Source organism: Brumicola blandensis (assembly GCF_031846165.1).
Taxonomy (GTDB): Bacteria; Pseudomonadota; Gammaproteobacteria; order Enterobacterales; family Alteromonadaceae; genus Glaciecola; species Glaciecola blandensis.
The window spans coordinates 141,643-165,061 of sequence record NZ_JAVRIE010000001.1; the positions used below are offsets into that span (position 1 = coordinate 141,643).

19 protein-coding genes and 1 pseudogene are annotated in these 23,419 nt (G+C 42.7%); 14 read left to right on the forward strand and 6 right to left on the reverse strand.

The window, feature by feature from the left end; genetic code table 11:
* Positions 1–122 precede the first annotated feature (122 nt).
* From RM544_RS00660 to RM544_RS00700, 9 genes and pseudogenes are all read left to right on the forward strand, one after another.
* Positions 123–773: a Tll0287-like domain-containing protein gene (locus RM544_RS00660; protein WP_311359856.1), complete on the forward strand. Its 651-nt coding sequence runs from the start codon at positions 123–125 to the stop codon at positions 771–773.
* Between the two features lie 226 nt (positions 774–999).
* Complete coding sequence (locus tag RM544_RS00665) at positions 1,000–2,595, forward strand: cytochrome ubiquinol oxidase subunit I (protein ID WP_311359857.1); 1,596 nt, start codon at positions 1,000–1,002, stop codon at positions 2,593–2,595.
* On the forward strand, positions 2,592–3,728 hold the full coding sequence (gene cydB / locus RM544_RS00670; protein ID WP_311359858.1) for a cytochrome d ubiquinol oxidase subunit II: 1,137 nt from the start codon (positions 2,592–2,594) through the stop codon (positions 3,726–3,728). Before RM544_RS00665 ends, cydB begins: the two co-directional genes overlap by 4 nt.
* Before the next feature lie 14 nt (positions 3,729–3,742).
* A pseudogene (cydX, locus tag RM544_RS00675) lies at positions 3,743–3,847 on the forward strand (cytochrome bd-I oxidase subunit CydX); the annotation flags it as partial.
* A 78-nt stretch (positions 3,848–3,925) separates the two neighbouring features.
* The gene (locus tag RM544_RS00680; RefSeq protein ID WP_311359859.1) at positions 3,926–5,560 is read left to right on the forward strand and encodes an ABC transporter transmembrane domain-containing protein; all 1,635 of its coding nucleotides are present in this window, start codon (positions 3,926–3,928) and stop codon (positions 5,558–5,560) included.
* Positions 5,557–7,113, forward strand: coding sequence for an ATP-binding cassette domain-containing protein (locus RM544_RS00685; protein WP_311359860.1), 1,557 nt, complete (start codon positions 5,557–5,559; stop codon positions 7,111–7,113). Before RM544_RS00680 ends, RM544_RS00685 begins: the two co-directional genes overlap by 4 nt.
* Positions 7,106–7,978: an MBL fold metallo-hydrolase gene (locus tag RM544_RS00690; RefSeq protein ID WP_311359861.1), complete on the forward strand. Its 873-nt coding sequence runs from the start codon at positions 7,106–7,108 to the stop codon at positions 7,976–7,978. Before RM544_RS00685 ends, RM544_RS00690 begins: the two co-directional genes overlap by 8 nt.
* A gap of 2 nt (positions 7,979–7,980) precedes the next feature.
* Entirely contained in the window at positions 7,981–8,736 is a 756-nt protein-coding gene (locus tag RM544_RS00695; protein WP_311359862.1) for a sulfite exporter TauE/SafE family protein, read from the forward strand.
* Positions 8,737–8,748: 12 nt separating this feature from the next.
* Positions 8,749–9,159 carry a protein tyrosine phosphatase family protein gene (locus RM544_RS00700; protein WP_311359863.1) on the forward strand — a complete coding sequence of 137 codons (411 nt, stop codon included), beginning with the start codon at positions 8,749–8,751 and terminating at the stop codon, positions 9,157–9,159.
* Positions 9,160–9,212: 53 nt separating this feature from the next.
* On the opposite strand, the gene RM544_RS00705 is transcribed toward RM544_RS00700, so the two are convergent.
* The 4 genes from RM544_RS00705 to RM544_RS00720 form a co-directional block, all read right to left on the reverse strand.
* The gene (locus RM544_RS00705; RefSeq protein WP_311359864.1) at positions 9,213–10,145 is read right to left on the reverse strand and encodes a PA2778 family cysteine peptidase; all 933 of its coding nucleotides are present in this window, start codon (positions 10,143–10,145) and stop codon (positions 9,213–9,215) included.
* A 2-nt stretch (positions 10,146–10,147) separates the two neighbouring features.
* Positions 10,148–10,528 carry a PA2779 family protein gene (locus RM544_RS00710; protein WP_311359865.1) on the reverse strand — a complete coding sequence of 127 codons (381 nt, stop codon included), beginning with the start codon at positions 10,526–10,528 and terminating at the stop codon, positions 10,148–10,150.
* A 320-nt stretch (positions 10,529–10,848) separates the two neighbouring features.
* Entirely contained in the window at positions 10,849–11,400 is a 552-nt protein-coding gene (locus RM544_RS00715; protein ID WP_311359866.1) for a TlpA family protein disulfide reductase, read from the reverse strand.
* 84 nt (positions 11,401–11,484) lie between these two features.
* The gene (locus tag RM544_RS00720; RefSeq protein ID WP_311359867.1) at positions 11,485–12,984 is read right to left on the reverse strand and encodes an Hsp70 family protein; all 1,500 of its coding nucleotides are present in this window, start codon (positions 12,982–12,984) and stop codon (positions 11,485–11,487) included.
* 240 nt (positions 12,985–13,224) lie between these two features.
* On the opposite strand from RM544_RS00720, the gene RM544_RS00725 reads away from it, so the two are divergent.
* Together RM544_RS00725 and RM544_RS00730 are read left to right on the forward strand one after the other, a co-directional pair.
* Positions 13,225–14,424, forward strand: coding sequence for an iron-containing alcohol dehydrogenase (locus RM544_RS00725; RefSeq protein ID WP_311359868.1), 1,200 nt, complete (start codon positions 13,225–13,227; stop codon positions 14,422–14,424).
* On the forward strand, positions 14,421–14,870 hold the full coding sequence (locus tag RM544_RS00730; RefSeq protein ID WP_311359869.1) for an acyl-CoA thioesterase: 450 nt from the start codon (positions 14,421–14,423) through the stop codon (positions 14,868–14,870). Before RM544_RS00725 ends, RM544_RS00730 begins: the two co-directional genes overlap by 4 nt.
* Before the next feature lie 16 nt (positions 14,871–14,886).
* Here the strand turns inward: RM544_RS00730 and RM544_RS00735 are convergent, their stop codons facing one another.
* Entirely contained in the window at positions 14,887–17,955 is a 3,069-nt protein-coding gene (locus RM544_RS00735; protein ID WP_311359870.1) for an ATP-binding protein, read from the reverse strand.
* 80 nt (positions 17,956–18,035) lie between these two features.
* Between RM544_RS00735 and RM544_RS00740 the strand changes: the two genes are divergently transcribed.
* Together RM544_RS00740 and RM544_RS00745 are read left to right on the forward strand one after the other, a co-directional pair.
* Complete coding sequence (locus RM544_RS00740; RefSeq protein ID WP_311359871.1) at positions 18,036–18,968, forward strand: GGDEF domain-containing response regulator; 933 nt, start codon at positions 18,036–18,038, stop codon at positions 18,966–18,968.
* A 16-nt stretch (positions 18,969–18,984) separates the two neighbouring features.
* The gene (locus tag RM544_RS00745; RefSeq protein WP_311359872.1) at positions 18,985–21,381 is read left to right on the forward strand and encodes a S9 family peptidase; all 2,397 of its coding nucleotides are present in this window, start codon (positions 18,985–18,987) and stop codon (positions 21,379–21,381) included.
* Here the strand turns inward: RM544_RS00745 and RM544_RS00750 are convergent.
* Positions 21,378–21,818 carry an SRPBCC family protein gene (locus RM544_RS00750; RefSeq protein ID WP_311359873.1) on the reverse strand — a complete coding sequence of 147 codons (441 nt, stop codon included), beginning with the start codon at positions 21,816–21,818 and terminating at the stop codon, positions 21,378–21,380. The two genes, RM544_RS00745 and RM544_RS00750, sit on opposite strands and share 4 nt — an antisense overlap.
* A gap of 146 nt (positions 21,819–21,964) precedes the next feature.
* Between RM544_RS00750 and RM544_RS00755 the strand changes: the two genes are divergently transcribed.
* Positions 21,965–23,416 carry a M20/M25/M40 family metallo-hydrolase gene (locus RM544_RS00755; protein WP_311359874.1) on the forward strand — a complete coding sequence of 484 codons (1,452 nt, stop codon included), beginning with the start codon at positions 21,965–21,967 and terminating at the stop codon, positions 23,414–23,416.
* Positions 23,417–23,419: the final 3 nt, after the last annotated feature.

Sequence of the window (23,419 nt, forward strand, 5' to 3'; positions counted from 1 at the left end):
TGTTAGCTTTTTAATTGGATTGGCATGCGTTTTGTTACTACATTCATACTACATTGTAATGGTGGGGATTGTGTGGCTGTCACACATCTGCCGTTTTTACGGATGATAAATAAGAGGCGAAAATGAATAAGACCAAACACATTTTTTGCGTGGCGTTACTTTTTTCGGTATCCCAAGCGATATCGGCGAACTCTCCACAACAAACGTTTCCGGAAACTCTCTCCAAGCAAGGTTCACCAGTGGAAGCCTTGGAATTTCATGCAGAGGATATGCAATATAAACAACTCGAAGCGCAAGCGAAGCAGCGCATCAAACTTTTTTCAACCAAGTTGAAGTCAGCATTAGTTGGCGCAATTCAAGAGGATGGCTTCAAGCACGCCGTGTCTGTTTGCAAAGACCAGGCGCCTGCGATTGCGCAAGAGCTGTCAAATGATGGTTGGACGATATCTCGAACAAGCATGAAGGTAAGAAATGCGGAAAACGCGGCGAATGATTGGGAGCAAACGATGCTCGAAAAGTTTGAACAGCGCTATAAAGCAGGGGAGCTAGCGTCTAATTTGCACACAAGTACCCTGGAAAATGAATCCTACAAATACATGCAAGCAATTCCGACTGGCGAGCTCTGTTTGGCGTGTCACGGCAAAAGTGTCGACCCTTCACTTTTGCAGCATATTCAAACTAACTATCCCTCAGACAAAGCAACAGGATTCACGCTCAAAGATATTCGAGGAGCGTTCGTTGTAACAAGCCCTGTTTTGAAGAATCTAGATTAAATCCTTTCATCGAATTATCTTATAAAATCCAGTGTCATTAATGGCGCTGGATTTTGTCATATGTGGCATTGGACTTTTGGTGGAGTTCAATTAATTGCGACGCCTTAATTTATTTTTCATTAAAAACAACGGTTTATGGTGATCTGTGAGTTTGGCATGTCTTCTGCAAACACACTAACAGCAATATAAATTAATTTACTTTTCTGTGTATTTTAGGAGAAACAGCATGAACGAGACTCTCGTTGAATTATCTCGTTGGCAATTCGCCATGACTGCCATGTTTCATTTTATATTTGTTCCTTTGACGCTCGGCATGACTTTTATGTTAGCTATCATGGAATCGGTATACGTGATGACGGGCAAAGAAGTCTACAAACAAATGACCAAATTTTGGGGCAAACTCTTTGGTATTAACTTCGCTATTGGTGTTGCTACCGGTTTGACCATGGAGTTCCAGTTTGGCATGAATTGGTCATACTACTCTCACTATGTTGGTGACATATTTGGCGCTCCACTGGCTATTGAAGGCTTAATGGCGTTCTTCTTAGAGTCTACTTTCGTTGGCTTATTTTTCTTTGGGTGGGACAGAATGTCTAAAGAGAAACACTTAATGGCTACCTGGTTAGTCGCTTTAGGCTCAAACTTCTCTGCATTGTGGATTTTGATTGCGAATGGTTGGATGCAATATCCAGTTGGTTCAGAGTTTAACTTTGAATCAATGAGAATGGAAATGACAAGTTTTACTGAAGTGATGTTCAACCCGGTTGCACAGGTGAAGTTTGTTCATACCGTTTCTGCAGGTTATGTAACTGCCGCTATTTTTGTTCTCGCAATATCTTCCTATTACTTATTAAAAGGCCGTGATATTGCCTTTGCTCGTCGCTCTTTCGCCATAGCTGCTAGCTTTGGTCTGCTGTCAGTTTTATCAGTGATCGTTTTAGGTGACGAAAGTGGCTATGAATTAGGTGATGTTCAACAAGTAAAATTAGCCGCGGTAGAGGCAGAGTATGAAACTCATCCCGCGCCAGCACCTTTCACCTTGATCGGCTTACCCAATGATGAAACTCAAGAAGTGGATTATGCCGTTCAAGTACCTTATGCAATGGGGATTATCGCCACGCGTTCACTGGATGAAGAAGTCACCGGTCTGAAAGACCATAAGATAGCTCATAGAGAACGCATTTTATCTGGTATCAAGGCTTACGAATTACTTGATAAAGTGAGAACAGGCGAAGCAACGGAAGCCGAGCGAGCTGTGTTTGAGCAGCACAAAGATGACATGGGTTATGCCATGCTGCTAGAGCCTTTCACAGATAATATTTCTGAGCCAAGCGAAGAGGCATTAGCTAAGGCTGTTGAGTACAGTATTCCTGCGGTCGCACCATTATTTTGGAGCTTTAGAATAATGGTAGCTTCGGGTTTTGCCATGTTGGTGTTGTTTGCATTGGCTTTCTATTACTCCACAAAACATCAAATTACGAAACCTCGTTGGTTGTTAAAAGCAGCATTATTGAGCTTACCATTACCATGGATCGCTTCTGAAGCCGGTTGGTTTGTAGCCGAGTATGGCCGTCAGCCATGGTCGATTGCGGAAATTTTACCGGTACATACCTCTGTTTCTAATCTCAGTGTATCGGATGTTGTGATTACGATGGTTGCTTATTCCAGTTTTTACGCAGTCATGTTCGTCGCCGCTTTTTATCTGATGCAAAAATATGCCAGAAAAGGGCCGTCTGCGACCTTTGCTGAGCAGGAAGAGCAAGCGCTTGAAGAAGCATCCAACCTCCTAACTGAAACTCAAACTCAAGGGGCACACTCATGATCGATTATGAATTTCTTCGTGTTATCTGGTGGGTACTTGTCGGTGTCCTTTTAATTGGTTTCGCAGTAAGCGATGGCTTCGATTTAGGCGTAGGAGCATTGCTTACACTCGTCGGTAAGACTGATGCGGATCGACGTGTCATGATCAATACAATTGGGCCGCATTGGGATGGCAATCAAGTTTGGTTTATTACTGCAGGTGGCGCCATATTTGCGGCATGGCCAATGATTTATGCCACAGCTTTCTCAGGCTTCTATTTAGCATTGGCTTTAACCTTGATTGCCTTGTGGATGCGTCCATTGGGCTTCGATTATAGAGGGAAAATCGCGAATAAAAAATGGCGTGCTGGATGGGATTGGGCACTTTTTGCCGGCGGTATTATTCCATCGCTCATTTTTGGTGTTGCTTTTGGGAACTTGTTCTTGGGTGTGCCATTCAGTCTTGATGACACCTTAAAATCAAGCTATGACGGTGGCTTCTTCGGTCTGTTAATGCCATTCGCTTTATTATCAGGTTTAGTCTCTGTCGCTATGTTGCTCAATCATGGTTCTAGTTGGTTGCAACTTAAAACTGACGGGGAACTTCGTCGTCGCGCTAGAGCGGTATCGGTAGTGTTGTCAGTTGCCACAGCTGTACTATTTGCTTTGGCAGGTTTATATCTGGCGTTCGGTGTTGATGGTTATGTGATTACGTCAGTAGTGGATACCCAAGCGACAAGTAATCCCCTTACTAAAACTGTAGAGGTGGTACCAGGAGCTTGGATGAATAACTACGCAACGTATCCATGGATGATTGTTGCACCATTGCTAGGTATTGGTAGCGCGATTGCTTGTGCATTTGCATCATACCGAGGGAGATGCGGACTTGCGTTTGTATCAAGTGCATTGACTATTACTGGCATCATTCTTACGGCAGGTTTTTCAATGTTCCCGTTTTTAATGCCAAGTAGCATTATGCCCGACGCCAGTCTCACTATGTGGGATGCCACTTCATCGTTACTCACGTTGCAGACTATGTTCATTGTCGCCTGTATTTTTGTTCCAATTGTGTTGGCCTATACCGCCTATGGTTTCTGGGTAATGCGTGGACGAATTAAACAAGCTGACCTTAATAAATCTCACGCCATTTACTAACGAGGAGTTTCAATATGTGGTATTTCACTTGGATTTTAGGCGTACTGCTCGCCTGTTCATTCGGCATTATTAATGCGATGTGGTTAGAAGCTAACGAAGATATGGACAGGAAAATGGAATCTGATATTCAACCTGACTCTACTTCGAACACAGAAGCTCAGAAAAACTCAGAGCTTGAGTCTTCGGACAAGTAAGTTATGAAGCAGACAACAGTAAATCAAGATAGCGCTCAACGATGGTTGCGGGAAACGACTAGTCAAGTTCGAGCGCGTCAAATGGTGCTGTTGTCTGTCCGTTTAGTGCAGCTTGTTGCTCAAATCAGTGCATTTTGGTTCTTGGCTTTCATCATGCATTTGATTGTGGTTGAGCAACAAGCGGCTCTTTTTAATGATCTTTTACCTTTGGTTGCATCATTATGCGTTTGGGGTTTATGCGTTTACTTAGCTGATTTCCTCGGTACAAACGTAAAGCAATCTATTGAGAGAGAACTAGAACACTCGATTCATCACATACTTAATTCACAGCAGATCGCAATCACCCGTCGTTTTTCTGCGACTTTTTGGCAACAGTTATTACTTGTTAATTTATCGGACTTAGGGGATTACTTTGTGCAGTACAGTGTGCAAAAGTACTTATCTGTTTGTACGCCAATTGTCGTGCTCTTAGTTATTTTCCCAATTAATTACCTGGTTGCTTTGTGCTTGCTACTAACCTTGCCCATCGTACCCTTATTCATGATTCTGGTTGGCTTTGGTGCCGCCAATTTACATCGAAAGCACTTTGTAGCGTTGGAACGTTTGGGCGACTTGTTCTCTGATCGCTTAAAGGCACTTCCTATGATTACAGCAAACGGGCAACATCAACAACAGGCGGAACGCTTGAGCACGGCTAGTAATATCGTTAATCGACGAACGATGAATGTTGTATCTATCGCGTTTCTGTCCTCGAGTGTGCTCGATTTCTTCGCCACGGTATCTATTGCACTTATCGCAGTATTCATTGGTTTCACGATGCTCGGCGAATTAAGTATAGGCCCGAAAATCAACTTGCATACGGGCTTATTTATGTTGCTAGTTGCACCGCTATTATTTTCTGAATTGCGCGCATTGGGAAAGTTTTATCATCAAAAGGCAAAAGCGGATGCGGGTGCTGAACGATTTTCACAGGTGCTCGCTGAAAGCGCTAAAGAAAATGTAGGTGTGAAGACTAAATCTGACCTCGTTGAAGGCAGTTTTAAAGGTGTTGCATGGCTCAATTATCAAATCCATACACCCGCATTGCACGCTAGCAAATTAGTATTGCAGCCAAATGATTGGATACTATTAAGCGGAGTATCAGGTAGCGGAAAAACAGCCTTATTGGAAGCGTTCTTAGGTTGTCGGCAAGCCACTCATACCATGAAAGCTGAGATAGCGTTATTATCACAACACGCCTGTATTCTGGATGCTAGCTTAGCGTTCAATCTTCATTTAGGGAGCGCTGCTTACTCAAGCTCTACATTAGAACGAATGCTTGCAGAGGTTGGACTTGCTGACTGGCTGTTATCTTTACCTGACGGTTTGCATACTCAACTGGGTGATCTCCCCGCAATGTCAGGTGGTGAAGCACAAAGGTTGGCACTGGCTCGCATTTTACTATTGCAAAAAGAGATTGTGCTGCTAGATGAACCAACGGCTCATTTGAGTGACGAGCAACGGAGAGATATCGCCAACCTTATCCGAGAAAAGCTTGCTGATAAAACGGTCATTTGGGCTTCCCATCATTCTTTACCCGAAAAGTGGTTTACACAGAGTTGGACAATCATAGATAGTGAAATACAGGTGCTATCATGAAGCTCTTCACCACGCTTGTCCTAGCAGTTTTGCATGCCGCTGCTGCTTTTCTAATACTGATGGTTGCTTCTTGGTTTATAGCGGCTTGCAGCGTCGCAGGGATCGGGTTTAACTACATGCTCCCAGCAGTTGTTATTCGGGCTCTGGCAATTCTTAGGATAGCCTCTGGCTATTTCTCAATGCTTGTTGGGCACTCACAATTACTCGACTCTCTCGCTCGCTTAAGAAGTACTTTGTTTGCTTCCCTAGATAACCACGTGAACGTTTCACGGAAAGACTCACTGCAAGCACTCGACCATCAGAGTGAAACTGTTGCTGCAATTTGGGTTGCTTGGGTAGGGCAAAATGCGGGTATGTTTACTTCTTTATTGTTACTTATTATTGGATGCTGGTGGTTGAGTCCTGAGTTGACCTCAGTGCTGACCGTATTTAGCCTTTTTTACTTGTGTCTTTATTTGGTTTTGTTGCTAACAATGCTGCGCAAAGCTAAAGACCTAGTGAAAGCGAAAAGTGATGCTCAGTTTGCGCTAGTACAACATATAGAATCGGCGCCTATCTGGCATTTGTTAAGTGACTATCAAGCCTATTCGCCTTCATTACGTACCCTTCGTTTACAAACGGCACGACTGCAAAGCCTAGTCAGAGTCGCAAGCCTTTTGTTGTTTGCCGGAAGCATGCTTAGTTTATGTTGGATATTGTCATTCTATGCGAACAAGTTTGCAGGGAATGCTGTCTTTTTAATTGTGCCTATAGCCTTACTTTCAGTAAGTGATTGGCTAACACCGTCACTAGCAAGTCAACGTCAACTGATTGATTACTTTGATGCAAAAGAGGGTTTAGATAAGTGTGCCCATGATACTTCCTCTCTCAATGTACTATCTAACGACATTCATAGCATTGAATTGAGTCAGTTTGTGCCAAGTTTCACTGCGTTGAAAGCCTTGGAACTAAACTTTGAAGCCAATACATTGAGTATCTTAGTTGGTAGTTCTGGGGTAGGGAAGTCGAGGCTTCTTCAATCGATAGCGGGTTTGGCAGACTATAAGGGTTTACGTCGGCTTATCTCTCCAAATGAGGAAGTAGAAAGTAGTATAGAAAAAGGTCTACTGTCCAGTGCCTTATATGTTGAGCAATTTCCTTACGTCTTAAGTGACACTTTGCGTGCCAACCTGCATATTGCCAATCCAAACGCGAGTGATGCACAAATTCGTCAAGCATTGAAACAAGTAAATTTGGACTACCTTCATAACCTAGACATGTGGCTTGGAGATGCTGGACGACCTTTATCAGGCGGAGAAAAGAAGCGCTTGGGTATCGCTAGAGCAATATTGACTGATGCGAACATCTTGTTAATAGACGAACCTTTTGAAGCGCTTGATCAGCAAAGCATCGCCAAATTGTGCAAGATCTTTACACAGTTAGCTGAGAATAAAACACTTATTTTGGCGACTCATTTAATCCCTTCAGATTTACCTTACGACCAGTGTATCTCACTTGAAAAAGTGGATGGCAGGTCTTCAGAACTTGTTATAGGAAACAAACACTATGAATAAACTTAATATTCAATCATTTTTTGATAATGCTACAAATACAATTACTTACGTGATAAGTGATTTGGCCAGTAAGCAAGCCGCTGTTATCGATCCTGTACTCGATTTTGATCCTAATGCTGGGACATTGAGTGCTCAAAGCGCGGACACAATTATTACTTTCTTAGATGATCATAACTTGAGTTTGGAGTGGATACTTGAGACTCATGCTCACGCAGATCACATTACGGCCTCTCATTATTTGAAAGAGAAAAGAGGGGGGCAGATTGGCATCGGTGAGCATATTAAAAAAGTCCAAAGCACCTTTAAAAAAACATTTAATTTGAACGGTGATTTACCATGCGATGGTAGCCAGTTTGATCACTTGTTTGAAGACGGAGAAATGATCAAGCTAGGCCATTTATCGATTGAAGTAATCCATACACCTGGTCATACACCTGCCTGTGTCAGCTACAAGGTAGAGGACGCTATATTCGTTGGAGATACCCTATTCATGCCTGATTATGGTACTGCTCGCGCAGATTTTCCGAGCGGAAGTGCCAGAACACTTTATCAGTCTATCCAACGAATTTTATCTTTACCTGATTCTACTCGCATATTTGTCGGTCATGATTACCTCAACGAAAAGCGGGATGTGTATCAATGGGAAACCTCAGTGCTTCAAGAGAAATGTCATAACATCCATTTGCGCAACGGAACCAGCGAACAAGACTTTGTGGAGCTCAGAAATACGCGAGACGCCAGCCTTCCCGTTCCTCGTTTGTTGTTACCCGCAATACAGATAAATATTCGTGCAGGCCATTTGCCCACGGAAGAGTCGAATGGCGTGAGCTATTTAAAAATACCAATCAGTACTGAGTTGAACTAGCTGTGTTTGATATCAGTGTCTGGGTAGGCGCGATTTGTATGGGGCTGAGTTTAGGTCTATTAGGCTCTGGTGGCAGCATTCTAACGGTTCCATTGCTTGTATATCTGGCACATGAACCGCAAAAAATTGCGATTGCTGAATCACTTTTGATCGTGGGAATAGTCGCACTAGTGGGCAGTATCAACCATATCTTGAAACGCAAGGTTGCGTTCCGGTCAGTTTTGGCTTTCGGCTTACCTAGTATGGCTAGCGCACTATTAGGCGCGTATGCCTCGCATTGGGTGAGCGGGCAAGTTCAGTTGTTGACCTTTGCGGTCATTATGTTGGCAGCCAGTGTGTTTATGCTCAAGCCGGTATCAAATAATCAAGAACAGCAAACCACCCGTCAAACTTTGAGTTTGCTGCTTGCTGGATTGTTTGTGGGTGCTTTGGCGGGCTTTGTTGGCGTTGGGGGCGGTTTTTTAATTGTTCCAGCACTCTTGTTGTTTGCTAACACTCCGATGAAAGCCGCCGTGGCCACAAGCCTAGTGATCATTGCAATGCAAAGCTTTGCTGGGTTTTCACAATATGCTTTTGAATTCGCTAAAACGAACACGTCACTCAATTGGCCGTTGATTGCTTTGGTAAGCACCTTTGCTGTTGCTGGTTCATTTGTTGGCATGTTTGCAGCCGAACGTTTACCACAACAGCACTTAAAAAAGCTATTTGGGATAGCGCTTATTCCATTATCGACATTTATTTTTATTTCGAATTTCTAAGAGAGTTTAATTATGACAATCAAACAACTATCCGAAAACTTTTCCGTGTCAGGTGAGCTGTCAGAGCAAGACTTTTCGACTTTAAAAGAGTTGGGGGTCAATCTCGTTATTAATGTAAGACCCGACAATGAATCAAGTGAGCAAGTTAGTAATGAAGACTACCAAGAGATTTCTAGGGCCCATTCGATTGAATATGCATTCATGCCAGTAAAACCTTGTGAGTACACAGATGCTGACATAAAAAAAATGCAAGCACTCATCCAGTCGACAGACGGCAGAGTGCATAGCTTCTGCCGAACAGGTGCAAGGGCTGCACATCTTTGGGCACTAACTAACAAACAGAAATTGTCCTACGCAAATCTACAAGAAATACTAGCGCAGCACGCTTACGACTTAAGCCCAATTGCACTTCGTTTTAAATAGGCTCGAAACGGGTTTAGACTTTGTTAGACAATTATATTGTTATTACTGTCATTCTAGTTTGGCAACAAACCCCTTGTTTTTAAGAGTGTTTGATTGTTTGGGAAGTCTTCTAATGCCTTAGTAAGTATTATAGTAGCTTGCTCATATTGCTTAGACTTTATGAGTGCGTAAGCGAAGTTGTTTAGATACGCAGGCTCAAACTTGCCTACGTGATAGCCTTTTTCAAACCAATCAATGGCAGCATCATGGTCAACGTCTACAAAGTGATTAGCCAGTAAAAAATAAGCTAGCCATTCTGAAGGCCATTGAGTTGTTGCGGTTTTTAAGAACGATATAGCTAAGCGAGGTTCACCTATTTTAAATAAGTCATATGCAGCACTTGTATACACAAATGAATTCATACTTTGGCTACTAACATCGGGTGGGACTGGCGCTAGAAACCAATAGTTTGCTCGTGCCCACGTTCTCTCGAATAGCTCAAACGACATTGAGTGATTTGGTGTTAGGCCAGTGTGTAAGGTAAACGTTCTCTCTTCTTTGTTATAACCAATGACTAAGGCATAGTGCCATTGCGGGAGCATTTGTATCGAAAGGTTTTGGAAAACAATGACTGGAATGTCATCATTTATGAGTGTCATAATTTGACTTAAACTACCTCGTTCCGAGTAAGGTAAAAAACCATAGCGTCTGCTTGCTCCAACCATTTCAAGCTGCAAGCTGCCTTCTTTACCAGGAATAAACAGATTAGGTGCAATTTCGTCAGCACTTATAGTGGCTCCATGGAAATTAAAAACTTCAGCTAGAGTGGTCGGGCCGCAATAAAACTCTTGTTGTGGGTAGAAAGGTACGTTTTCGATTGTTTTTGAGGCTGGTAATAATGTTAATTTCTGTGCGCCGAGTTTGTCTGCCTGTGGAGTTCCTTGACAAGCAGCGAGCAATAAAAAGCCCGCTATAAAGCAGGCTTTATTGATTAGTTTACTTAACATTCTTAGCTATTGATTGGTCGTATAAAAGGGAAAACATCTGTCACACCAACTAAATCTAGAATGGCAATTACTGCGAAAACAGTAAGCACCGCACCAACGATACCACCTGCTGGAGCTTCATTTAACTCTTGGTTTAACAATGCAATTTCATTGTCGGTTAAAGCATTTATTCTTGCTATCGCATCGTTTTTGTCGACACCTAGGCTTTCGAGTTCGCTCTCGACGTCGGTTCTATTCACCATGTCTAATAGTTGTTGCTTATTGTAGCTAGCATGCTGAGCTTGCATAACGCTATCGGAACTAACGACCTCAGCTTGAGCACCAGCCGTAAAAAGAATGAAAGAGCTAGCCGCAGCACATAATAATTTTGTTAAGTATTTCATATAATCTCCAACAGTTAATCACATTACTGAATATTGGAGTCTACGCTAACACTGCTCTTGTTGTTTTTCAAATGCTTAGAACGGTTATTGCCGCTAATTCTAAAAAGGGGTCAGAGTTACTTTCACGAAAAAGCACATGAAAACTGAGTTTGTAGCAGTAAGCAAAGCCTAAGCTTAGCAAACCTTCTAATGGCATGGATGCCATTAGAGAGCGGCCATGGATGGCGAAAAGCGTGTTTGTTAAGCTTAGGCTTTGCTTGCTGATGCTAACTCATTAAAAACAGGCGCAGTGAAATTAACTCTGACCCCTTTTTTGGCTTTTAGTTGAGCTGGTTTACTAGGTATGCGGCGACTTTGTCAAAACGAGGGTCGTCCGGGTTAGACTCCATGGTAGTGCCCAGAATTTTACCGTCGTGAGAAACGAAGAGAGTGGTTGGTGTTCCAAATATCTGAAACACATCCTCCGCCACTTCGTCACCATCGACCAAGGTTTGAAAGTGAATACCACGTTCTTTTAATGAGCCTTCTGGGTCAGCACCAATCGGTTCGTTCACGCTGATGCCCAATACTATAAGTCCCTGTTCTTCATATTTGGCTCGCACTTTTTCAAGCCCAGGATGGAGCTTTTTACAATAAGGACACCATGTTCCCCAAAATGTAATGATCATAGGTTTGCCAGCAAAATCACTGAAACTCACTTCTTCGCCACTTTGGGTTTTTAAGGTCCAGTGGGGCGCGTCGGGGTGACTTGGTGATGCTTTTTCAGAAACTGGTTTGTCTTGCGCTTGCGCAGGCGCCGAGTAGGAAGAGATAAAGGCAATAAATCCTGCAACAAACAGCGCGCTGATAAAAGATTGGGTGAAAGACTTCATTATAAACTGGCTCTTAGTATGTCGTATTAGTGCAATAGACAGACTAAGAGGCTTGAAACTTTCATACTAGTGGCTTCTTTCTCTTTATAGCTTACTCGCCTGAATCGCTAGACCTTCGCAGACAGAGTTAAACGCGTCACCCTCGATAACGGGCAGGTCAGGCAGCATAATTTCTTGTAGCTGCTTTTTGACAATAGGCGATAAGCTCATGCCACCGGTGATAAAAAGCATCTCTGGAGCTTGTTCGCTGTTCTTTAAACAATCTGAAACTAAGCGTTTAACCTTATCTAACCAGGGTTGCATTGATCTATCTAAATCTGCGAGTGAGATGTCTACTTGATAATCAGGCTCTACATAACTCAGTGGAAGCGTGATTTGTTGTTTTGACGATAGCATTTCCTTCGCAAGCCGTGATGAGTTCACCAGTCTGGCCGATAGTTTTTCTTCTTGAACCGTTAACAAGCGACCCAGCTGTGCTGGCTCTTTGACGATTGACATGGTTTGCGCAATGTCCAATCCATAATCGTCAGAGAAAAAGCGATTCAATTTTGGAATATCATCAACAGCACACATATCAGTGTAATAGGTAGGGGGAATAGGCAAACCACTTTGCATTTTTAAACCTGAACCCATGGTTGGCGCGATAGATTTAATAATCAGATTTTTGTCGCACTCCATACCGCCTAGTCGAGCTCCTGTGACTGACAGCACATCCTGTTGGCGATGTAAGTTAGTCAGTTTTTCAGGAGATAAAGTAATACAACAGATGTCGCTCGTTCCGCCACCAATATCGACCACTAAAACATTGGTTTCTTTGTCCAGTTCTCGTTCTATTTTATATGCTGCGGCAATGGGCTCTTCCAAAAACTCCACGTGGGTGAACCCCGCTGTTTTTGCTGCTTCACGCATAATATCAATAGCTTGACTATTACCGTCCTCGCCACGAGTCCCGTGAAAACGTACGGGGCGGCCAATCACTGCAGTATCAACAGTTTGCTGTAATTGCTTTTCAGCACTTTCTCGGAAGAAAGCTAATTGTTTTGCAATCATCCCAACAAATGCTTGTTGTTGACCTGACACTAAATTTGCGCCAAGAAAGTTCTTGGGAGAATAAATGAGTCGACCTTTGTCAGGTGATTTTAGATATCGGCGAAAACCTTCTTCGCCGAAAGCAAAGTCGCCACTTTCTACCAGTTGTAACAGGCTTAGATCGTCAACAGTCATATTTTTCAATAACAGCTGTATTGCTTTTCGCTGAAGAGCTGGACGGTTATGAAACTCAGCTCGAAGTTCATCAATTTTGTCGCCGTAGCTTTGTTGTTCGCGTGGATCTTGAGCTTCGTAGTAGTGTTGCTTGGCTTTGTCTATTTGGTCTGTGATTGCACGTTGAATTTGCGAGACTTTTGCCTCAATTGCGCTAGCAGGTGGTGTGGGTAATTCATCTTTGTAATAGATAAAGACAGACGAGCGAATTTTGTTCGAATTTTCTAGGCTTGGATCGAGTCTAATGTAATGATGTTTTTGCCCATCAAAATAAACTACTTCTGAGTTTGATGTGCCGTAGTCGATGCCAATTGCAGCCATTATGTTCCTAACTTTTTGTTTATTACGCGATAAAAAAGAACCGCGGATTGTAATGAAATAGATGCGTTAAACAAGCATTATTACCAAGCTCTGTAAACTTAAGCGCAGACTTTCCCTCAAGTATAGCAAAGACACTAAACCATGCGATATCGACTCCACTGTTGTTTGCAATAATGCGAGGTTTGTCATGTTCGATACCAAGTGCTACTCTAACCAAGACGTATTTAGGAGTTTGGCAAAATGTCCAGAACACACTTCACTTTCAGCACCACAAAAAAAATTATTTGTGAGTTGAACGGACTTAAAAATATAGCAGAAGAATGTCACAAGCTAGGAATGCAAACAGTGTTGATCGTGACTGATGTGGGTATCATTAATGCCGGTATCCTAGAACAATTGACCGCTGTTTTGGACGACTCGAATGTCAGTTTTCATATTTTTCAAGATGTTCAGGCTGATCCCAGTGAAGATAAAGTGCTCGATGCGAGTGAGTTTGCACTGTTACGCAATGTTGATGGTGTTATTGGCTTTGGTGGCGGTAGCCCCATGGATGTTGCAAAGCTAGTTTCTATGCTGTGTTCGCAACCTGTTGACTTCAAGGATCAGCGAGAAGAGTTGACGCGAAAGCTTAAAAGTAGTTATGGCTTGGAACAAGTTACTGGGGGAAGATTACCTCTAATATTAGTGCCAACGACTGCAGGTACAGGTTCAGAAGTGACGCCTATAGCCATTGTGACTACGGGAGAAACAACGAAATCGGGTGTTGTTTCACCCGTGTTACTGCCCGACGTAGCCGTCTTGGATGCCACTTTAACAGTAAAACTGCCAGCACACGTTACAGCGGCAACTGGCGTTGATGCAATGGTGCACGCAATCGAAGCTTATACCAGTCACATAAAGAAAAATCCTATTTCAGATATATTAGCGCAACAGGCACTTCGTTTATTATCGGCGAACATCAAAGTAGCGACGTTTGAAGGCCATGATTTGGAGGCAAGGCAAGCGATGCTGTTGGGAGCGTGTTTAGCTGGACAAGCATTTGCCAATGCGCCTGTTGCTGCTGTTCATGCCTTAGCTTATCCATTAGGCGGTCAGTTCCATTTACCGCATGGCTTGAGTAATGCCTTAGTCCTTGTCCCAGTCATGCAATTTAATCTGAGTCACTGCACAGACCTATATTCAGACTTAAGTGAATGTATGCATGGACTAGTGAGTTCGGGGGAGCAATCTGGTGCACAAGACCTGGTCAATTATCTGTCTGATTTAATTCGGGATTTGGCATTGCCTTCTTGCCTGCAAGATGTTGGTATTAAACACAGCGATATTGACCTATTGAGTGAAGATGCGATGAAGCAGACCCGTCTATTAGTTAATAATCCTAGGGCACTCTCGTTAGAAGACGTTAAAACGATATACCAAGAGGCTTTACATAGACAATGACGACACAAGATAAAAGCAAGGCAATGCCAGCCCGCAAAGATTTTCACAAAGAGTATGAGATAACAACGCGATGGTTAGATAATGATCAGTTTGGTCATATCAATAACGTTAATTATTATTCATTTTTCGATACCATCGTGAATCAGTTTTTAATCAATGAAGCGAATTATTCACCCATGCAAAGCGATAAGATTGGTCTTATGGTGGAATCAAATTGTCGCTATTTGAAATCATTGTCCTACCCAGATAAATTGATAGGTGCATTTAGGGTTAAAAAGCTAGGAAATAGCTCTGTTAGCTATGAGGTAGGCATCTTTAAACAACACCAAGAGCAATTGTGTGCACTGGGCACACTTACTCATGTTTTCGTTAATCGCGATGACTCAAAGCCTAGCCCGATACCTGAAGCGCTGCGTACAGTGCTCAGCAAGGCTATCTATAATTGAGCAAATAAGCCGCGGTTTACAAGTTTCCGATGGCTTTGTTCAAGAGTTTGGTCGCTTTATCGTATTCCAAATAACGAATATGCTCCTTCAAGGACTTAAATTGGTCGTCGTTTAAACACGTCTGAATATAAGGAAATTGCTCCTCGAGGTCTAACTCTGATAAAAACGCACCAGAGCGCAATGTATCAAGCAGCATTTCAATATAACGTTCTTTCTCGTGTGCAGGCATTTCTGCAAGCAGTGGCCGCATATTCGAATCCGTGGCTTCTGCTGAGTCATCCAATATTCTCTCGATTTCTTGTAATGCAATAGCCAGCTCATTCGTTAAGGCTTTTATTTCAAATGGCTGCGCTTTTTCAACGGCAGTCTCTACCTTAAAGGCTTCTCGTTGAACTGCACTAGCGCCAACTGTGCCCGCCGCCCCCTTAATAGTATGTGCGATACTTTGTGTGAGCTCAAAGTCGTGAGCCTCTACAGCAGCTTCTAAATTCTTTATACTCTCTTTGTGATCGTGTAAAAAGCTAGCAAGTAGTTGCTTGAACAGGATGAAGTTACCCGCCATGCGGCCCAATGCAGCGTCTATATCGAAGTGTTGCAGCTTTTGTGTAAACGTTGATTGCTCTGCATCGATTCCTTTTTGATTGAGTCGGCCCATGGAGTGAGTTGCACTTGTTAACTGAGCGTCACTTTTCCACGAAAGGTAAGTCGATAGTTTACCGTGCAATATCTCTATATCGATAGGTTTACTAATATGGTCAAGCATACCTGCATTCTTCACCTTATCTTGGGCGCTATCTAATACCGCTGCCGACATGGCTAATATTGGTATGTCTCTATCGTTTTCCTGTGCCATTTCAAGAATAGTAGAAGCTGCACTATAACCATCTAAGATGGGCATTTGTAAGTCCATTAGAATCAAATCAAAGCGCTCATTTTGAAAAGCAACAATTGCTTCTTCACCATTTTTAGCATGCACAGAGCTTATTCCAAGCATAGCAAGCATTTCTTCAGCCACTATCTTATTGGTCTCATTATCCTCTACCAGTAAAATATGATTTCCTGACAATGATTGAATAATCTGCTGATGGTTTCTATTCGGTTCATCATCTCTTACATCTTGAGGTTTTGTAGGCTGTAGAGGTAAACACACAGTGAAAATACTGCCTTTACCAAGTTCGCTTTCTACTGAAATCTCACCTGCCATTAAAGCACAAAGCGATTGGCTAATCGCCAAGCCTAGGCCGGTGCCGCCATACGAGCGCATAGAGCTATTATCTACTTGATGGAATGAGTCGAATAATTTATCAATATCTTTCGAGGCTATCCCAAGGCCAGTGTCTCTCACTTCAAAACAAACATACTCAATACCATCTTCGAAATGACTGCTAACGTTCAAAGTAACCCCGCCTTCAGTAGTAAATTTGACAGCATTGCCAATAAGGTTGTTCAGTACCTGGTTAATGCGAAGTTGGTCCCCGACATAATGAGTATGAAGCGTGCTTGAAATGCGAGTGTTTAAAAATAAGCCTTTGTCTTTTGCTACAAGACTATGAATACCTGTTGCCATATCAAGTAGTTTTTGCAGTTCAAAAGTCTTGTTTGATATTGAAAATTTTCCAGCCTCAAGTTTAGAAAAGTCCAGAATGTCATTTAAGATTTGCAGGAGTGCTTTAGAGGATACTTCCATTCTTTCTAAATGTTCACGCTGTTTATCACCCAAGTCCATTTTAAGCGTTAGACTGATCAAACCCAGTATTGCATTCATAGGAGTGCGCACTTCGTGACTCACATTCGCTAAAAAGTTGGTTTTTGTTTCGTTTGCTTGTTCGGCGTCATTTTTGAGTTTCACCAACTTAAATTGCATCGCTTTCTGGCTATCAATATTTAAAAAGCTACCCATCAGTTTACTTGCATTGCCCTCGGCGTCTCGCTCCAGGATCAAGTACTTGGCTAGGCACCAAACGTAATCACCGTTTAAGTGACGCATCTGAAACTCAATGTGCTCGTGATTGATATCTTTATGTTCGTTTATAATATTAGACAGGAAGGTCTTTAAATCACTGAGATGATCTGGGTGAACAAGGCTGAGTAGGCTATCAGTATTTGCGTCTTGAAAGTCGTCTAAGGTATAACCTGTTTGTTCGCTAAATGTTTGATTGAGATATTCAATTCTCTTATTCTGCAAATCGAAAATATAGACCGCGGTAATTGCTGCATTGAAGGCAGCATTAATGAAACTATCCTTTTGCTTAATGGCGAGTTCTTGTTTATGTGCCTGAGTAACATCGTCAAACAGCACGATTGCTGAATTCTGTTTACTTTGAAAGCTTTGCACGCGATAAACACCGCTGGCTTCTGAGTCGTCATAGTGCACGGTTTCGTCTTTCCATTCACCGCCATTGACAGCAATATTTTTATAGGTATCGACAATCTCTTTGCCTGCCACATCGGGGAAGGCAGCTTCAATAGTTTCACCTACATGCTTTGTATGGGCTTCGCCCAATATTTTTACCGCAGCTTTGTTGTACCCAGCAAAAAACAATTCATCACCTTTTAAGTCAAACATATGCAAGCCAATAGGCAGGGAGTTGAATATGCTCCGAAGTGTATTCTCGCTCTCTTTTATTGCTTCTTGAACGGACAGGTGACTTTCAGCCGTTAAGCGTTCAAGCTTCTCTTTGTGAGCGAGTTCGAGTACTTCTTTCATTGCGCTGGGTGTGGGTATTTTCAGTGCGTCGGGGATAATAGAGAACAGCTTGTAAGCGGTGATACATGAGACTATTGCTGTTGCCAGTTTGAATAAGCCATGCACTCCATATGCACCATGCCAAATAACAAAAATACTGACGACATGAGTCAAACCACACAGCAAAATAAAGGCAGAAAACAGAATAAAAATACCTTTGAACTCTAATTCTGGACGTTTTTTTACGAAGTAATACAAAATCACCGGTATTGAAAAATAAGCAAAAGCAATCATGCTGTCTGAAATGACATTTAACCATAAAATATCTGGCTTCCACAGATAGCAATGGCCATGTGGCATGTAACCAGTATTGAACAAGGATTCGAGCGTGTCGTTCATGCAATTGCCCCTTAATAATTGGTGGCTTTTTGTTCGATTCCTTGTTAGCTTAGCGTTAGCTTGATACTAAAGTCTAATAAATGTTAAAAAAAGGATTCTTTATCAATCGCATACCTGTATTAATTATCGATGACGACCCAAATATCATTAAGCTCATTGCTGAGTCGTTTAAGCATGATTTTAGCGTGCATTTCGCCACTAGCGGTGCCGCAGGTTTAGACTTGGCTATTAGTAAAAAGCCCGACGTTATACTGTTAGATGTGAAGCTACCAGATGTGCATGGTTATGAGCTTATTCGTCAACTTAAAAACAATCCTCAAACACATGACATTCCCGTCATGTTTGTCAGTTCGATGTGCAGCGTAAATGAGCAAGAAGTTGGTTTTAAAATCGGTGCAATTGACTATGTCGTCAAACCGATAGAAATTCCTTTATTAAAAATGCGCGTAAGAACACATGCGAAAATTCGCCAACAAGCCTTGATGCTTGAACAACTTGCCGCTACTGATTCCCTCACAAACATTGCCAATCGACGCAAGTTTGACGAAGTGCTGTCACATGAATTGGACCGCGCGAGGCGAGAGAAAACGTCTCTGAGTTTGTTGTTCATCGATGTCGACAACTTCAAAGCGTATAATGACAATTATGGACACGGCAAAGGCGATGAATGCCTTGTTGCTGTGAGTAAGCTTTTTAAACAAACCGTGCATCGCCCGGGTGATTTTTTAGCAAGAATTGGTGGTGAAGAGTTTGCTATCATCTTGTCTGATACTAATGAAACTGGTGCATGTAAACTTTGTGATGATATAAAACAAGGTTTGCAAGACTTGTGTTTGCCGCATGAGTACTCAGATGTTGCGCAACATGTGACGGTGAGTATTGGGGTGACGGTAGTGGAAGGCGAAAATCATGCTCAAGATGCCAAACAGGTTTGCGCATGGGCCGACTCAGCTTTATATTATGTAAAAGAAAATGGTCGTTCAGGCTATTCGGTATTTCGACACAGCAAGTAAAACAAGGAACAATGGAATGAAACAGTTGAAACAAGGCCTTTTTGTTTTAGGTCTATTTGCTTTACTTCAGGGCTGCTCAGCCACATCAGAACAAGCGAAGAATAAGGGTGTCGATAACACCAAGGAAACCAAATTGTCCTTGGATAAAATTTATAAAGATGCGTTCTATCGAAGTGAAAGAGGTGAATACTTTCGCTGGCTTGATGATGGTTCTGGTTATACCGTACTTGAGACTAGAAAGCTTGATGTAAGCAGCGACGACACGCCGACAGAAACAGAAGATGAAGTCGCTATCGAGCGTCAAGGTATCACTGGCAACGATATCGTATTCTATAATGTCGACGGTAGTGGGCGGAAAGTGCTTGTACCTTTTGAGGCATTAACGCCAGTGGGCCAAGCGGCGCCAATCGCAATAGATGACTACATTTGGTCGGAAGACGGCAAATGGGTACTTATCTATACTAACTCGAAAAAAGTGTGGCGTTCGCGTAGTCGAGGTGACTACTTTTTATTAAACCTAGCAAACCAGTCATTGCAACAAGTAGGACCGCAAATCGTTTTAGATGCGTTTAAAGAAAAAAAACAGGGAAGCACAGAAGCGTTGCCAAACGAAGCCCGTCTAATGTTCGCCAAGTTTTCTCCAGACTCGAGTAAGATAGCTTACGTATATCTTAACAATATCTATTACCAAGATATTCGAGGGGACGAAGGGCTAGCCCCAGAGGTGCATATGCTGACTACCGACGGTGATGATATTATCATCAACGGAAATTTTGACTGGGTTTACGAAGAAGAGCTCGCTATTCGTGATGGATTTCGCTGGTCCCCGGACAGCCAGAAGATTGCTTATTGGCAACTTGATACCTCAGGTGTGAAAGAGTTCATTATGATTAACAATACTGATTCTTTGTACCCTGAGCTGACTACTTTTCCTTACCCGAAAGCGGGGGAGACAAACTCTGCTGTCAAAGTAGGTGTGGTTTCACTCCAGAATAAGACAACACAATGGTTAGCGCTGGAGGGCGACAACAGAGAACGCTATATTCCAAGAGTTTCTTGGGCGAATGGGAACGAATTGTTAGTGCAAGATGTCGACCGTCCACAACAAAATAATCGACTATGGCTTTACAATGTAGCCTCTGATTCAAAAGAGCTCGTTTTTACGGATTCTGATAGCGCCTTCATCGGTTGGTATTACGATGCGGAGTTTATTCAGGAAGGAGAGCGCTTCTTATTTCACAGTGAACGCAGTGGCTGGCGACATCTTTACAGCATTTCAAAAGATGGTAACAGTGTGATCGATATTACCCCGGGTGAGTTCGATGTCATCAATATGTTAGCGTTCAATGAGAATGACAATGTGGTTTACTTCATGGCATCACCAGAAAACCAAGGTCATCGCTATTTATACAAATCCTCCTTAGACGGGACTTTACCGGTTGAAAGAGTCACACCAAAAGAATTTGCTGGGAATAATCGTTACCTTTTATCAAAAGATGCGTCCAACGCCTTGCATCAGTATAGTAACTTTATAACACCAACCAGCTCTCAAACTATTAAAGTAGAGGGTCACAAAGTCATAAAACCGCTGGTTCAAAATGCAGAGTTAAAAGCGAAATTGGCTAATACGACCTTACCCAAGCATGAATTTATTCAAGTAAACGCTCAAGATGGCACTGTCTTAGACGCTTACATCATGACGCCAAGAAGTATGACCGCACTTAAGAAATATCCTGTGATTTTCTATGTTTATGGAGAACCTGCGGGCTCGACCGTTCAGGATGCATGGGGAGGCTCTGGATATTTGATGCGTTCACTGTTAGTGCAAGAGGGGTTTATTGTTGTCTCAGTAGACAATAGAGGTACACGTTCACCAAAAGGAAGAGATTGGCGCAAATCGATATACAAGAAAATTGGCGGCATCACCGTCCAAGACCAAGCTGACGCATTGGATCAAATTGCGGCTAAGTATGACTTCATTGATACGAATCGCGTCGGTGTATTCGGACACTCAGGAGGAGGAAGCTCTACCCTAAATATGTTGTTCAAACATGCTGATAAATTTCATGCGGGTGTTGCAATTGCGCCGGTTCCAGATATTCGTTTATACGACACTATTTATCAAGAGCGATATTCTGGCCATCCCGAAACAGATCCTGACAGTTATTTTAACACTTCATCTATTAATTTCGTCGAAGGTTTTAAAGGCAAATTATTGCTGATACACGGCACAGGTGATGACAATGTGCATTATCAGGGAACAGAAAAGCTAGTGAATGAATTGGTAAAGCATAATAAAACGTTTGAGTTTATGGCTTATCCAAATCGCTCACACGGCGTGAGCGAGGGAAAAAACACAACATTGCATCGTCAAACTTTGTTACTTGAGTTTTTTAAACGCCACTTACTCTAAAGCTTATCGATATATTTAAGGATACTGCCAAAGGCGCGAGCTCCATGTTTTTGTATTTGCTTATCGAAATACAAATTGCCGAGTAGAGGGATCGTAATGTGACCTTGCGAGCGCCAGCTTACATGGGTGGTATTATCATCTTTCGCTTCGAGCTTTACTTCACCCAACTGATGGTCATAGGGGAGAGGTTTAGAATAAATAATCTTGTACCCCAATAGCACAGGAGCTTGATATGCGACGATTTCCTCATGCAAAGTGCTACCAGCAGCAACAATTTCTCTTACTGCACCCAGGCCGTTTCGCTCTTCTTTTCCTTCAACCAGCAGTGTTGAGGCGTCTACGCCTTTAAATTGAGAATAGTTAGCATGATCGCTTATTAAAGCGAATACTTCCGTAATGGGCTTATTAATTGTGCGCTCTACTTGGATCGAAAACATACAACTTCCTCGTTATTCTATGATTATCAAAGCGATGGGTTTATGATACCCCTTAATCTAAATGAAGAGTATCTCGCTTACGCTCAAAGTGGAACATTATTTCTTCATAATGCGAGCAAACTCAATACAAACATATGGAATAAAGAATGCGACAGACATTTATAAGCTTGACCATTGCTGCAAGCCTAGGTTTTATGCTTGGCGGTTGTGCAGTTTCAACACACTCAACGTCTGCTGACGCAAAGCAAGAAAGCGCAATTACGATAGCCAACAAAACGCCAGAATTAGCGCTTGCTATGCAAGTTAAAAACGCCAGCGAAGAAAGTGATTTAGCCTACGAAATTGTCAAATCACTCACTGTTGAAGTAGGCCCCCGAATTCCAGGTTCGCAAGGCGACAAGCGTGCCGTCGCATGGGCTGAGGCAAAATTCAACGAAATGGGTTTTGATAAAGTTTACAAGCAGCCCGTCAGAGTGCGTAATTGGGAGCGCGGATTTGCAGACGCAAAAGTCGTTGCTCCGTTTCCACAGGAGCTTGTCATTACGGCATTGGGCGGTTCGATTGCAACGCCTGAAAGTGGTTTGGAAGCAAAAGTGGTGATGTTTGATTCTTTAGCATCTTTAAGTGAAGCGGACAAAGCAACGGTAGAAGGCAATATTGTATTTTTGAATACGCGTATGCAGCGAGATAAGGCCGGGAAATTCTACGGTAAAGTCGTTCCTAACCGAGTAGCCGGCGCGGTAGAAGCTGCCAAAATGGGCGCGAAAGCAGTCATTATTCGCTCTGTTGGTACCGACAATTCACGATTCGCGCATACGGGTGTTATGCGATACGACGAAGAAGTAGAGAAAATTCCAGCCGGCGCAATTTCAACAGCAGATGCTGATAATTTAGAGGCAATGTTCTCTAGTGAGCAAGATGTCGTTTTGAATATCAATATGCAGGCAAAAGACGCAGGTTGGCAGACATCGTATAATGTGATTGGTGAGTTTACTGGTACTGAGAAGCCAGACGAAGTGGTGCTAATTTCTGCTCATTTAGATTCATGGGATGAGGGCACAGGCGCCCTAGACGATGGTGCTGGTGTCGGTATCGTTACTGCTGCCGCTAAGATAATCAAAGATACTATCGGTCAACCCAAACGCACTATTCGCGTGATTTTATACGCGGCGGAAGAGATTGGTCTCGTCGGCGCATATCAGTATGTGAGAACGAATAGAGAGAGTTTGGAAAATATTATCTTTGCTGCTGAATCAGACTTTGGTGCTGGAAAAATCTACCAGCTAGATACCCGCTTTGACGAAGCTGTCAGAAATGATCCGAGTGATTTGTATGCAGCATTAAAAAGTATGGGCGTCGAACTTGGCAATAACACAACAAATGGTGGTCCAGATGTGTCAATGCTGCCAAATTATGGCGTGCCAGTGATTGCCTTGAAGCAAGACGGGACCTACTACTTTGATTATCATCACACGCCAAATGATACTTTAGATAAAATTGAACTGGACGACATTCGTCAGAATCAAACAGTATGGGCATTAATCACAGCCTATATCGCCAACTCTGACTTTGATCCAAGGCCTGCGCCGAAGAGGTAACGC